This is a genomic window from Corynebacterium sp. MSK150, from assembly GCF_030229215.1.
Lineage (GTDB): Bacteria > Actinomycetota > Actinomycetes > Mycobacteriales > Mycobacteriaceae > Corynebacterium.
In genome coordinates this window covers 18,275-31,310 of record NZ_JASPHM010000013.1, presented here as the reverse complement: position 1 = coordinate 31,310, position 13,036 = coordinate 18,275, and the positions used below count along the sequence as shown (strand labels likewise).

The window sequence follows — 13,036 nt, the reverse complement described above, 5'->3', positions numbered from 1 at the left end:
AAGAAAGGATATTTTCCATGGCTTCCAAGACTGTAAAGGTTGGCTCCTCTGTAGGCCTGCACGCACGTCCTGCATCTATTATCGCGGACGCTGCCGGCGAGTTCGATGAGGATATTTTCCTCAACCTGGTCGGCGATGATGATGAGGATGAGACCGATGCGGCCTCTTCCCTGATGATCATGGCTCTTGGCGCAGAACAGGGCGATGAGGTTACCGTTACCTCCGAAAACGAAGAAGCAGTGGAAAAGATTGCTGCTCTCATCGAGAAGGACCTGGACGCTTCCTAAGCCCTAAAACGGTTCGACTCTAGGCTCCCCACCCTTGCGGTGGGGAGCTTTTCGCTTTCCAACGCCACCTATCCCCACGGTGGCACCCACGTCACCTGCCCGCGCACCCGGGCTAGCCGGCCTCGGCGCGGCGGGGCGTTGGGGTCATCGTCATTGACGCCGTTGTGATAGGGACAGCATGTCACAAGGTTCGCAGCGTTGGTCTCGCCGCCATGCTTCCAGGCTTTGAGGTGGTGAATCTGGCACTTGTCGGCGGGATAGTTACAGCTCTCCCACGGGCATACCGGGTTGACCGCAGCCGCCATGAGCCGCTGCTTGTCGTTGGCCACGCGCGAGGTCCGGTAGAGGTTGACCGGCCCCTCGTGGGGATGGACGAGCGTGACATAGCCGTGGTCGCTCAGTGTCCGCGCGACAAGCTCCGCCCCGGTGATTCGAGCGCCGTTGGTGAGTTGGAGGGTGATTTCCTCGCCGCCTCCGTCGACTATTCGGTCGAGCTCGTCAAGGGTGAGAACCACCTGAGTCGTCACCGTCGACCGCGTCGCATCCGCCTTGCCAAAGAAGAGGTCTTTGGCAGATTCCAGGGGCTTATTGGCATCCAATGCAGCGTGCATATCCGCCACATCGGCTGAATCCCCGGTAATAGTCAGTGACCACGGACCGCCGGAGCGGCGGGTAATGCGCACTCCCTTTTCGGGCGCGCGGCGCGGTCGCAGTTCGCGTACCAAAGCGCGGGCACGCTTTTCCAGGGCGGTGGCGCTGCCGCGAAAGGCACACAGCTCGGTGCGTAGGGTCCAGGCGTCGCGCTGCGTCGGCAAGCGCAAGGCGTATTTTTCAATCAGCAGTAACACGTCGAGGGAATGCCTAGTCTGCCGCGCCGCTCGCTGTTTGGCAGCAAAGCCGCACCGGCCGAAATAGGTATCACATAGACGCAGAAGGTCGCGCGCGGCTATGTCGGAGGCACCCCGTGCGATGAGCTCGCGATCGCTAAGCCCTTGAACGGCGGCGACAATGTCCATGCCGGCGTTCACTGCGTTTAGGTATGCGTCCAATGCGGTCATACCGCTAAGTTAAATAGACCCCGCACGCCTAAGCGAGCCGCATACCGGCGCGCTGTGGATAACCCGCGTTGGTCCGTCAACAACGCTGCCCGCCGCGGGCGCGCGACGGGCAGTTATCCACAGGTTGAAAATTAGTACTTGGCGCCGTGGCCCTCACCGACGGAATCGTAGAGCTTTTTCATGATCGGATAGGCCACGATGATGCCTACCGAGCCCCACGCAATGCCTTCGAGGGAAACCCCACCCACGGTGAGGGTCAGGTTGCCGATGCCCGCGATAAGCGCCACCGCGGCCGCAGTCAGGTTGACCGGGTTATTGAAATTAACCTTATTATCCATCCAGATGCGCACACCCAGCATGCCGATGAGTCCATACAGCACGATGCAGGCGCCGCCCAAAACTCCGGTCGGGATGGTGAAAATCAGCGCACCAAACTTCGGCACGAAGGCCAACAGGATGGCGGTAAAGGCCGCCACCCAGTAGGCGGCGGTGGAATATACACGGGTTGCGGCCATCACGCCGATATTTTCGGCGTAGGTCGTGGTACCGGAGCCGCCGAAGCCGCCAGCAAGGGTGGACGCAAGGCCATCGGCGATCAGCGCGTCACCAGCCAGGTCATCGAGATCGCGCTTGGTCATCTCGGAGACGGCCTTGACGTGGCCGACGTTTTCCGCGATGAGTACCACCAGCACTGGAAGCGCCACGGCAATGGCGGAGACGTTGAAAGAAGGCGCGTGGAATTCCGGCAGGCCTACCCACGGGCCGGCATCGATGGCCGCGACGGCGTCATCTCCGAGGTTGCCGGTCAGCGCAGCGAAGACCCAGCCGACGACCACGCCGAGCAGGATGGATAGGCGCGAGACCATACCGCGGCCGGCGACGGTGGCCAGCAGGATGACGAGCAGCGTCACCGCGGCCACGAGCGGCTGGGAGGCGAAGTTCTCGGCTGCATTCGGCGCTAGGTTCAGGCCGATGAGGGCCACGATTGCACCGGTGACGGCCGGCGGCATGACGGCATCAAGCACGCGGCGGCCGGCGATTTTGACTGCCACACCCACCGCAGCCAAGACGAGGCCGGTGACCAAAATGGAGCCCGCCTGCGCGGCGATTCCGTACTGCTGCGACGCCGAAAGCGGTGCGATGAATGCAAACGAGGAGCCGAGATAAGACGGCAACCGGTTGCGCGTGATAAGCAGGAACAAAATGGTGCCGAGGCCGGAAAAGAGCAGCGTCGTATTGACGGGGAATCCGGTCAGGGTAGGAACCAACAGCGTAGCGCCGAACATGGCCACCACGTGCTGCATTCCGATGCCGATGGTTCGGCCCCAGCTGAGTCGTTCTTCCGGCGCTACGACCGCGCCCGGTGCAATCCTTTTACCGTCTCCGTGGACGGTCCAACCTTTTAAGCTCACGAGCCTTAATTATGGATCACCCAGGCTGGTTTTAGGAAACTTCCTCCACGATGAATTCGGCAAGTTCGCGGGCGGTGGGTGCGGGAAGGCGGACGTCGACAAGCGTGCCATCGGCCGTGTACTCCTCGTGGCGCACCGTGCCCTCGGCGTGTACGCGGGCCACCACATCGCCGCGGGTGAAGGGAACCTGCAGCTTGACGTGGCTATCGCGGGAGTTGAGGAAAAGCTCCACGCGCGCGGTCAGCTCGTCGATTCCCTCGCTCGTGCGCGCGGATACGTAGACGACGTCCTCATGGTCGAGTACGTGACGCAGCTCGGCGAGCACTAGCGGGTCGGCCTGGTCGATCTTATTGATCACGATGATCTCGGGCGGGGCCTGCTCCCCAGTTTCCGCGACAATGTCATAGATGACCTGGTTGACGGCCTCAATCTGCTTGAGCGGGAATGGGTCAGAGCCATCGACCACGTGCAACATGATATCGGCGGCCAGCACCTCTTCCAGGGTGGATTTGAAGGCTTCGACCAGCTGCGTGGGCAGGTGTCGGACAAAGCCGACGGTATCGGTGAAGACGACCTGGCGGCCGTCGGCAAGCGTGGCACGGCGAGTGGTGGGGTCCAACGTGGCAAAGAGTGCGTCCTCCACCAGCACGCCGGCGCCGGTCATGGCGTTAATGAGCGAGGACTTTCCGGCGTTGGTGTAGCCGGCAATGGCTATCTGCGCGATGGTTGAGCGCTGGCGCTTGGAACGCTTGACCTCACGGGCGGTCTTCATAGCGCGCAGCTCCTTGCGCAGCCGGGCCATCTCCGTGCGGATGCGGCGGCGGTCCGTCTCAATCTTGGTCTCACCGGGACCACGCAGGCCGACGCCGCCATTGGAACCGGCGCGGCCGCCCGCCTGACGCGAAAGGTTGCCGCCCCAACCACGGGTATGGGTGTAGAGGTATTCCAGCTGCGCCAAAGAGACCTGTGCCTTGCCCTCTTTGGACTTGGCGTGCTGAGCAAAGATGTCAAGGATGAGCATCGTGCGGTCAATGACCTTGGTGTTAAGCGCGCGCTCGAGAGCGGTGAGCTGGCCAGGATTGAGCTCGCCATCGCACACCACGGTATCGGCACCGGTAGCTTCAACGATGTCGCGCAATTCCTTGACCTTGCCGGAACCAATGAAGGTGCCGGAGTCAGGCTTATCGCGCTTTTGGTAGATCATCTCTACTACTTCGGCGCCGGCGGTCTCGGTCAGCGCCGCGAGCTCGTCCATGGTGGCTTCCACCTCGGCCACGGTGCCTTCGGTCCACACGCCAACCAGGATGACGCGCTCGAGGCGCAGCTTACGGTACTCCACCTCATAGCCATCGGTGGTGTCTTCGGCGCGGATGGTGGTCTCACGGGTGACGCGGCGGAAGGCGTTGCGCTCTGCCAGGTCAAGGTCACCGGTGGTGGGCGTCGCCTCTGGTGTGGCCGGGGCGTCGTTATCGCGGAACGCGCGGGCGAGGAGATCGTCGTTATTGTGCTGGGAAAATTCGGTCATACTACCATTCATTTTGGCACGTTGCGGCCAAAAGCGGGAATTGCGGATTCTTAGCTGGCTGCACAAGGCGATACAATGGCGGGCATGAACGTTAAGGACACTGGGGCGCAGCAAAATACCGAGATGCAGGCGATTGGCCTCAATTTCGAACGCTGGCAGGATGCCGTCGAGGCCGCTATCGCGAGCGATCGCTTGGCCGTTACCGGTGAGGTACGCGGTGGTCAGCTGATCCAGTTCACCGATCCATCGGGCGCGCAGCTCAATATTCTCGCGGTGGAACCTTTTGCTACCTACATTGGCTTCAATGCGGTTACGCAAGGGTTCGCCCACGTAGAGATGGTCAACGATGTTCTTGCCCTGCTGGAAATTATCGATCCTTTCGGCACCACCATCGCCCAGGCCACCGCGAACTTGGCGCAGGGGCCTTTGCTTGCCGACGAACCCTTGCAGCAATGGCAGCAAATCTCCCTCACCGCCATGGGCCTCGATATCCGCACCTACGAGTCTGCCGATGCCTATGAGGCGGCCGAGGGCGAATTCCCGGCGCTCTTTGAGTCCGCGGGGGCGAAGGTAATTTCCTCCGGGTCTGGCGCGGAGGTTCCTACCCCGGCTGCTACCTTTGCGGCGCGCGTCATGGAATCCGAGTGGCGTACCAATGAGCTCACCGGCGAGAAATTCGCCCACCTCGTCATGGATGGCCTCTTCCCCTTCGATCTCTGCCTGCCTGCAGGCAGAGATGAGCTGCCTGCCAAGGACTCTATCGTGGCCGGCACCGCCCTGCTGACGGCTTCTATTGAAATGCCCAGCGGTGGCTGCGGCGACGGCGCTGGCTGCGGTTGTGGTTCCGGAGGCTGTGGCTGCGGCGGCCACTAAGAGTTGACGCAAAGGTCTGGTGGAATAGCTGTGTGGATGCCTTTCCCGGAAAATGCGAGGAACCGGCGTGTATTGGTTCTCGCGCTGATCCTGGTGGGATCAGTGGCGGTTGTGGCAACCCTAAAACTCCCCGGGGTTTTCATCGCGGCACTACTCATCGCGGCAGCACTGCTCATGCTCCACGCCCGGCCGGATGCCTCGGAGCAGGCGGCGCTGCGCAGCTCTATTCGGCTCTCTGCCGAAGATATTCAGGACGTCTTGGCCGAATACGAAGACTTCCGGTCCTCCGAGGCGGCCGAAAAAATCGCGGACCGCACGCTCTACCGGCCCGCGCTTTTAGATCTGGATTGCTCCGACCCCACCATCGAAGCCTTCCATTATGAGATCTCGGGCGCTCGGCGATTCCTGCGCCGGTTGCACCTGCGCGTCAACGCAGAAGAGGTCAGCACCAACGAGCTGGAATCCTTGCTCAAGGTGACCGATGAACGAGCGCGCGAGCTCAAGGAAACATGGCTATCGGCCCGCCGCGCCGCTTTTGCGCTCGGGCCGAAGTATGAAAAGAACGAAGTAAAAAATCGCGCCCTGCGCCGCCAAGCCCTCGAAGAGCAAGCATTCGAGGAAGAGGAAGGCGAAGGACGCAGCGCCTAAGCACTCACCGTGTACCGCGCACCGCGCGTCGGGCCCGACGCGGTCTAAAGGGAGGTCTCGCCGGTGGCGACGATCGCGGACGGGCCGGTCAAGCGTGAGCCGCCCTCGTAGATGTCCACCGTCACTTCCCCGCCGGGGACGTGTACGTGCACGGTGCCGTGAGGGGTGGTGGTGTGGTCAACGGCGGCGTCGGCAAGCGCGGCGGTCGCGGCCGCCACGGTGCCCGTGCCACAGGAGCGGGTCTCTCCTACCCCGCGCTCAAAGACGCGCATGTGCACGTGGCCATCACGCAGCGGGGTCACGACCTCAACATTCACGCCGGCGGGGAAGAAAGACTCATCGATGATGGGCTGCTCAAATGTCTTGGCTGCAAGGCCCTCGGCGTCCAGCCCCGGCACCACGGCCGCGAGGTGGGGGTTGCCCATGTCAACGCCCAAACCGGCGTAGCTCTCCCCGGCCATAGACGCGGTAGATACACCCGTTACGTCGGCCGGTCCCATCTCCACGGTCACCTCTGCCGCGTGTTCATCGCACGAGTGCACCGTCACGCGCTTGGCGCCGGCGCGGGTACCGATGGTGAACTCGTCTTCTTCCACGAGGCCGCGCGAGCGCAGCCAGTGGGCGAAAACGCGGGTGCCGTTTCCGCACATTTCGGCCACGGAACCGTCAGCGTTGCGATAATCCATGAACCAGTCAGTGGGCGCGATGCCCTCGGCCAGCGACTCGATTTCCCCGGCCGCGAGCAAGGCCTCGGCGCGCACGACGCGCAGCAATCCGTCGCCGCCGATACCGGCGCGGCGATTACACAGCGCCGCTACGCGCTCGGGGGCAAGCGGCGTGGTGGCCGCGTGGTCTTCGACGATGACGAAGTCGTTCTCAGTTCCATGACCCTTGGCAAATTTCATGCTCCCTACCCTAGCGCGCGCAGCGCCTGGGCGGTCGTATCGCCCGCGGCATCCAGCCACATGATCCGCTTATCGCGGTTGAACCAGGAACGTTGGCGGCGCACATAGCGCCGTGTCCCGGTAATAGTGCGCTCGACGGCCTCATTCCACGTAAGTTCGCCGCGCTGGGCTTGGAATACCTGCGCATACCCTATAGCGCGCCCGGCCGTGGAATCGGCCACCAAGCCTTGGGATTGGAGGCCCTCGACTTCCTCGATGAGCCCGCGCTCAAACATCTGGCGCGTGCGTAGCTCGATGCGCGGATTAAGCCAATCTGCGGTGGTGCGCAGGCCGAGCAAACGGGTGCCCCACCGCGGCGGGGCGTCCTTCGGCGGTTGACTAGCCTTATAAGGTTTACCGGTCAGTTCGATGACCTCCAAGGCACGCACGGTGCGCCGTGGGTCCTTATCTTCAATGATGGCGGCCGCGGCCGGATCCACCTGCGCCAGCTCCTCATGCAGGGCATCGGTACCGATTTCTACGCGCCGGGCCTCATACTTGGCGCGGACGGCGGGGTCGGTGGGTGGGAACTTCCAGTCGTCGACCAGCGCTTGGGCATAAAGCATGGAGCCGCCGACTAGGATTGGCGTCTTGCCGCGGGCCATGATGCCTTCCACGTCCGCGATGGCATCGCGCTGGTAGCGCGCCACAGAAGCGGTCTCGGTCACGTCCCACACATCGAGCTGGTGGTGCGGGATTCCCTCGCGCTCGGCCGGGGTGAGCTTGGCGGTGCCAATGTCCATACCGCGGTAGAGCTGCATGGAATCGACGTTGACCACCTCACCGTCCAGCTCCTGCGCCAGCGCCAAGCCCAGCGCAGATTTGCCGGAGGCGGTGGGCCCAAACACTGCAATCGGGCGCATTAGACCTCCCACCCTGCAACGTAGCGGCCAACCCCCAGGGTGGCGTCGGTGGCCAGCAACTGCGCCTTCTTTGGTTGTAGTCCTGCTAACTCCTCCCACAGTGCGGGCTCTACCACACCGCGCTGGGAAAGCCATTCGCCTGCCTTGCTTGCCGACGCCCCCATGAGCACCTCCTCGCACCACTCGTGCGCTTCCTGGGCACCGGGAACGAGCGCCAAGGGGGCGCGCTCGGTCAGGCCCGCGCTGCCATCTGCCACAACGATGGTCAGCGCCGCCGGATCCGGCTGGCCAATGTGCTCCCGGCTAGCGCGGGCGTTAAGCTGCGGCACGCTGTGCAGCACGTACCGGGCCATGATCTCCGGAAGGAAGTTGCCGCCGCCCAGGTCAGTGGCCGCACCCCAGGCCCGTAAGCTTCCGGAATGGGCGGTATACCAGCGCTTATCCTGGCTGCCGACGATATCTACTTCCGTTATTCCGGCGGCCGCAGCCTCCACTGCGAGCGTACGGGCAGCGGCAAGCAGGGCGCGGGAAGCAGCGTTATTGGCGGAAAGCTCCACGGCCAGCGCCGGTGACGCAGGCATTACCATGAGATTGAACATTATTCCTCCATACTATCTACCCAAGTGGAGGTAATTAAATAGAATCTGGGCACGCGCGGGATATTCGCGGTAATGTATCCAGTGATTTTATTCGGCAGCCGTGACGCGCGGCGATCTATGCATAGGAGGGCTTGTCATGTCTCCCATCCCTACCCCAGGTTCCATGCCCAAGAAGGGCCCTCGCCCCACCGCAAAACCTGTTCCCGTGCAGGCACCAAGCAAGAACGACCCGGCTAAATGGGGCCGCGTCGACGCGGATGGTTCCGTCTTCGTTTCCGCTCCGGAGGGCGAACGCAAGATTGGCGAATGGCAGGCCGGCACCCCCGAGGAGGGCCTACAGCACTACGGCGCGCGCTACGACGATCTCTCCACCGAAATTGAACTGCTCGAGGCTCGCCTGCGCGCCAACCCCAGCGAGGCCGCTGGCATTAAAAAGACCGCAGCGCAATTGCGCGACACCCTGCCTACCGCTGCGGTCATCGGTGATATCGCAGCACTTGACCGCCGCCTTGTTGCCGTCATTGAGCACTCGGTAGAAGCCGGCGAGCAGGCGCAGGCCGATAAGGAGCGCCGCCGCGAGGAAGCTATTGCTGCCAAGGAGAAGCTTGCGGCGGAAGCAGAAGACATCGCAGAAAATTCCACCGAGTGGAAGGCCGCTGGTGACCGCATCCGCGCCATCCTAGAAGAGTGGAAGCAAATTAAGGGCATTGACCGCAAGACCGACGATGCCCTATGGAAGCGCTACTCCCGCGCCCGCGACTCCTTCAATCGCCGTCGTGGCTCCCACTTTGCCGAGCTGGACCGCGCCCGTGCGGTTGCCCGCAAGAAGAAGGAAGAACTGGTCGAGCGTGCCGAGGCCATCCAGGATTCCACCGAGTGGGGCCCCACCGCCCGCGCCTACCGCGATTTGATGACCGAGTGGAAGGCCGCCGGCCGCGCCCCGCGCGAGGTGGACGATAAGCTCTGGGCCCGCTTCCGCGCCGCCCAGGACAAGTTCTTCAATGCCCGCAATGCCGTCAATGACGAGCGCGACCGCGAGTTTGCAGAAAATGCCAAGGCCAAGGACGCCTTGATCGCGGAATACGACGAGCAGATCGACCCGTCCAAGGGCATCGAGGGTGCGAAGGCCAAGCTGCGCGAGCTGCAGGAAAAGTGGGAAGAAATTGGCTTCGTTCCCCGCAAGCAGGTGCGCGAGTACGAGTCCAAGATTGAGGCGCTGGAGCAGCGCGTCACCGAGGCAGAAAAGTCCGAGTGGCGCCGCACCGACCCAGAGGCGCAAGCACGCGTGGCACAGTTCCAGGCCAAGGTCGATGAGTTTAACTCCCAAGCCGAGGCAGCTGAGGCCAAGGGCAATGCGAAAAAGGCCGCTGATCTGCGTGCGCAGGCTGAACAGTGGCAGGCTTTTGCCGACGCCGCCGCTAACGCCGTCAATGACAAGTAGTGCACCTCGTCCACATTGCGCGGCCACCGCGGCCGGCGCACTCGCCTACCGCTCACGCCCAGCCCAGCGAACCTGCGGACTGTATTCGCAGCTTCGTCTTTTGGGCCAACTTGGCGGCCCAAGAAGCCAGCGGCGATGCCGCGGCATCGACGTCGCCGGGCCGTGTGGTCCAGCGTCTGCAGGGTTCTAGCGAATCACAGACCTATCTCTTTGCCGTAGTGGACGGCGACTCCACCCTTGGTGAGGTTTCTGATCTTGGCCTGCCGCTTATCCCCTCGGTGGAGCCGAGCCCGGAGCTGGATTACCTCGGGTTCATCCACATTAGCCTGCCGCTGTTGGAAGAGCGCGAGGCAGCAGAGATTGAATGCGTGCTGTGTGATTTGCCCCTTCCTGGCGAGCAACTGGATGAGGAAGGGCGCAAGGTTGCCGAGTGGATGGGTGCAAAGGCGCTGGAGCTGGCCCGGAAACTCGGCCGCACCGTAGCGCACGTGGGACTATTGCACCCGCCGGGCGCGGACCCAGACTACGACGCTATGGGCAGCATCTACCGCGAGCTGGGATTTACGCAGAGGCATGCGGAGCACCAGCTGGTGATGGACATCCCTGAAAGCCCTGTGGCAGCACTGCTCCCAGCGGGAATCACGGCCCGAGTCTGGCCGGATTACGACATCCCTGAGGGCTACCTCGACGAGGTCATGCGGCTGCTTAGCCTAGCGTCCACAGACGCGGAAACTGGTGATCTGACGGTGGAGCCCATCGCGTGGACGCGTGCCCGATTGCGCGAAGCGCACAGCCGGCTGCGCTCACGTCGCGGGCACACGCTTCTTATCGCACTCACCGCCGAGGACGGGAGCATTCTCGCACTGACCGAAATGGCTCGGCACGAGGACGCGAATCCTGAAGTATGCGAGTGGACTCTGACTGTAACCGATCGCCCGCACCGACGCCGCGGACTTGCGCAGCTAGCCAAGCTCACAGCGCTGCATGAGGTGGCGCGCTATTGGCCGCGGGTACGGCGCTGCTATTGTTCCGTTGCCGCCAAGGACGCGGCCATGAATGCCATTTATCGCAGCCTGGGCGCCCGGGAACTTTCCCGCTCTTCTGCGTGGGAGTTGCGGCTGCGGGACTAGTGACGGTGGTAGGCCTACTGCTCGCCGCGCTGGGCGCGATGGCGTTCGGCGGCTTGCTTGCGGCGATTGTCCACCAGTGGCTCCTGCCGCGGTGACGCGTCTATCCTGGATTGGAATTCGCCCACCTCATCGAGCTGTCCGGCGGTGGCGCGCACGCGGGCTTCGGCAGCCTTCTGCTCTGGGCTGCGGCGCAGTGCCACCATGCTATAGGCCAGAAATGCTAGGAAGGTAGCCAGCATTCCTACCCACATTCCCAGCGTCGCCCCATCAGCGGTAGAACCACGGAACCAGAAGCCCCATAGGTTGGCGAAAAAGGACACCGTCACCAACATCCACGCGATGAGCCCCGGCGTAGCGCGACGGGTGAACAGCGTCACCGGAGTAAGAATGCCCAACCCAATGAGCGCGAGCCACGCGGAGACGGTTTCCATGATGGAAATCCTCACGCCACTCGACGTGGTGCCGAACGTCAAGGCCTCCCAACCATGGGCTGGACCGGCGTAGGGCAAAATCAGGTAGAGGATATAGACCACCACTGCAATACTCAGCGTCACCTTGTGACCGCCGAGGTCCATTGTTTGTGCTGCTCTACGCTCAGCGTTAGCTGCATTGTGGGCTGCGGTGGTCGAATGTTCCTCAGTCATGGCTCCCTAGCCTACTCCCCTGCTAGCAACCGCAAGAATCGCCGGATTCGGCCGCCGCGGGCTTGCCAATCGACGGCAAACCCAGACCGACGCCGATGGGTGCGGTGGTAGGCGTTTCGCCGGCAGCAGACATGTCGCCGGCCTTGGTGCGGGTGTGGGAGGTCACGGCGGCGTCGGCAAGCAAGAAGAAGGAGCCCGCACCGGTGACCTGGGTATGCACCACATCACCCGGGCGAATCTCCGCCGAGATATCCGTGCCGTCCGAATCAACCGGGGTAAAGTGCACCAGGCGGCCATCGCGCGCGCGGCCGGTCATGCGGTGGGTTTCATCGTTCTTGCGGCCGCCTTCGGCCTGCACCAAAAGCTCCACATCCGTACCAATGAGCTTCTTGTTTTCCTCTGCCTGAATGCTGTCTTGCAGGGCAACGAGACGCTCGAAACGATCCTGGACGACCTCCTTGGGAATCTGGTCCTCCATTTCCGCAGCCGGGGTTCCCGGACGCGGTGAATACTGGAAGGTAAAGGCCGAAGCAAAACGAGCGCGGCGCACAAGCTCCATGGTGTCTTGGAAGTCTTCCTCGGTCTCGCCTGGGAAGCCCACGATGATATCGGTCGTGATTGCGGCGTGGGGAATTTTCTCCCGTACCTCATCCAAAATCCGCAGGAACTTCTTAGTGCGGTAGGAACGGCGCATGTCCTTAAGGACCTTGTCGGAGCCAGACTGCAGCGGCATATGCAACTGCGGGCACACGGCCGGGGTCTCGGCCATGGCATCGATGACGTCGGAAGTAAACTCCGCTGGGTGCGGGGAGGTAAAACGCAGGCGCTCAAGACCATCGATCTTGCCTACCTCGCGCAGCAGCTTAGAAAAGGCGAAACGGTCGCGTGGCATGTCGGGATCGGCAAAATTAACGCCATAAGCATTGACGTTTTGCCCCAACAGGGTGACCTCAGATACGCCCTGGTCCACCAAGGCTTTAACCTCGGCCAAGATATCGCCAGGCCGGCGATCCTCTTCCTTGCCGCGCAACGAAGGAACAATACAGAAGGTGCAGGTGTTATTGCAGCCTACGGAAACAGAAACCCAGCCGGCATAGGCAGACTCACGCTTGGCTGGCAAGACCGACGGAAAAGCCTCGAGGGAATCAACGATTTCCACCTGGGCTTCATCGTTGTGGCGGGCGCGCTCCAGCAGCGTCGGCAGGGCCGCCATATTGTGGGTGCCAAAGACAGCATCAACCCACGGGGCATTATCTAGGACGGTGTCCTTGTCTTTCTGCGCCAGGCAACCGCCCACGGCAATTTGCATGCCGGGATGATCTTCCTTGGTCTTCTTCAAGGCACCCAAGGTGCCGTAGAGCCGCTTATCGGCATTTTCGCGCACGGCGCAGGTATTAAAGACGATGAGATCGGGCTCCACACCTTCGCCGGCGGCCGCGTAGCCGGCCTCCTCCAAGAGACCAGAGATGCGCTCCGAATCGTGCACATTCATCTGGCAGCCGAAAGTTCGGACTTCATAAGTACGGTTATCTGCGATTGTCTGCTCCACGTCGGCATAGTTTAGCCATGAAGCTAGGCATCTCATAACTGCCGGACTTGGCCATTCCGGTGC

At 62.5% G+C, this 13,036-nt stretch carries 13 protein-coding genes; 5 read left to right on the top strand and 8 right to left on the bottom strand.

Features of this window, described 5'->3' with window-relative positions:
• Nucleotides 1–17 precede the first annotated feature (17 nt).
• A complete protein-coding gene (locus QP941_RS08940) occupies nucleotides 18–287 on the top strand; it encodes an HPr family phosphocarrier protein (RefSeq protein WP_005325102.1) in 270 nt (89 codons plus the stop codon).
• A 68-nt stretch (nucleotides 288–355) separates the two neighbouring features.
• Here QP941_RS08940 and QP941_RS08935 read toward each other — a convergent pair whose 3' ends face one another.
• From QP941_RS08935 to hflX, 3 genes are all read right to left on the bottom strand, one after another.
• Nucleotides 356–1,345: an HNH endonuclease signature motif containing protein gene (locus tag QP941_RS08935; RefSeq protein WP_284868715.1), complete on the bottom strand. Its 990-nt coding sequence runs from the start codon at nucleotides 1,343–1,345 to the stop codon at nucleotides 356–358.
• 131 nt (nucleotides 1,346–1,476) lie between these two features.
• Nucleotides 1,477–2,757 (bottom strand): uracil-xanthine permease family protein, encoded by a 1,281-nt coding sequence (locus QP941_RS08930; protein ID WP_284868714.1) that lies wholly within the window; start codon nucleotides 2,755–2,757, stop codon nucleotides 1,477–1,479.
• A 31-nt stretch (nucleotides 2,758–2,788) separates the two neighbouring features.
• Complete coding sequence (gene hflX, locus QP941_RS08925; RefSeq protein WP_284868713.1) at nucleotides 2,789–4,282, bottom strand: GTPase HflX; 1,494 nt, start codon at nucleotides 4,280–4,282, stop codon at nucleotides 2,789–2,791.
• Nucleotides 4,283–4,357: 75 nt separating this feature from the next.
• On the opposite strand from hflX, the gene QP941_RS08920 reads away from it, so the two are divergent.
• The gene (locus tag QP941_RS08920; RefSeq protein ID WP_284868712.1) at nucleotides 4,358–5,155 is read left to right on the top strand and encodes a hypothetical protein; all 798 of its coding nucleotides are present in this window, start codon (nucleotides 4,358–4,360) and stop codon (nucleotides 5,153–5,155) included.
• Nucleotides 5,156–5,191: 36 nt separating this feature from the next.
• Complete coding sequence (locus QP941_RS08915) at nucleotides 5,192–5,803, top strand: hypothetical protein (protein ID WP_502869209.1); 612 nt, start codon at nucleotides 5,192–5,194, stop codon at nucleotides 5,801–5,803.
• A 44-nt stretch (nucleotides 5,804–5,847) separates the two neighbouring features.
• On the opposite strand, the gene dapF is transcribed toward QP941_RS08915, so the two are convergent.
• The 3 genes from dapF to QP941_RS08900 are packed head-to-tail and all read right to left on the bottom strand — an operon-like array spanning nucleotide 5,848 to nucleotide 8,209.
• The gene (gene dapF / locus QP941_RS08910; RefSeq protein ID WP_284868710.1) at nucleotides 5,848–6,708 is read right to left on the bottom strand and encodes a diaminopimelate epimerase; all 861 of its coding nucleotides are present in this window, start codon (nucleotides 6,706–6,708) and stop codon (nucleotides 5,848–5,850) included.
• Nucleotides 6,709–6,713: 5 nt separating this feature from the next.
• Nucleotides 6,714–7,610, bottom strand: a complete 897-nt coding sequence (gene miaA, locus QP941_RS08905; RefSeq protein ID WP_284868709.1) for a tRNA (adenosine(37)-N6)-dimethylallyltransferase MiaA — start codon at nucleotides 7,608–7,610, stop codon at nucleotides 6,714–6,716.
• Complete coding sequence (locus tag QP941_RS08900) at nucleotides 7,610–8,209, bottom strand: hypothetical protein (protein ID WP_284868708.1); 600 nt, start codon at nucleotides 8,207–8,209, stop codon at nucleotides 7,610–7,612. Before QP941_RS08900 ends, miaA begins: the two co-directional genes overlap by 1 nt.
• A 136-nt stretch (nucleotides 8,210–8,345) precedes the next feature.
• Between QP941_RS08900 and QP941_RS08895 the strand changes: the two genes are divergently transcribed.
• Both QP941_RS08895 and QP941_RS08890 read left to right on the top strand, forming a co-directional pair.
• Nucleotides 8,346–9,650, top strand: a complete 1,305-nt coding sequence (locus QP941_RS08895) for a DUF349 domain-containing protein (RefSeq protein WP_284868707.1) — start codon at nucleotides 8,346–8,348, stop codon at nucleotides 9,648–9,650.
• On the top strand, nucleotides 9,650–10,780 hold the full coding sequence (locus tag QP941_RS08890) for a GNAT family N-acetyltransferase (RefSeq protein ID WP_284868706.1): 1,131 nt from the start codon (nucleotides 9,650–9,652) through the stop codon (nucleotides 10,778–10,780). Before QP941_RS08895 ends, QP941_RS08890 begins: the two co-directional genes overlap by 1 nt.
• Before the next feature lie 14 nt (nucleotides 10,781–10,794).
• Here QP941_RS08890 and QP941_RS08885 read toward each other — a convergent pair whose 3' ends face one another.
• Together QP941_RS08885 and miaB are read right to left on the bottom strand one after the other, a co-directional pair.
• A complete protein-coding gene (locus QP941_RS08885; protein ID WP_284868705.1) occupies nucleotides 10,795–11,424 on the bottom strand; it encodes an Rv2732c family membrane protein in 630 nt (209 codons plus the stop codon).
• 22 nt (nucleotides 11,425–11,446) lie between these two features.
• Nucleotides 11,447–13,009 carry a tRNA (N6-isopentenyl adenosine(37)-C2)-methylthiotransferase MiaB gene (gene miaB, locus QP941_RS08880; protein WP_284868704.1) on the bottom strand — a complete coding sequence of 521 codons (1,563 nt, stop codon included), beginning with the start codon at nucleotides 13,007–13,009 and terminating at the stop codon, nucleotides 11,447–11,449.
• Nucleotides 13,010–13,036: the final 27 nt, after the last annotated feature.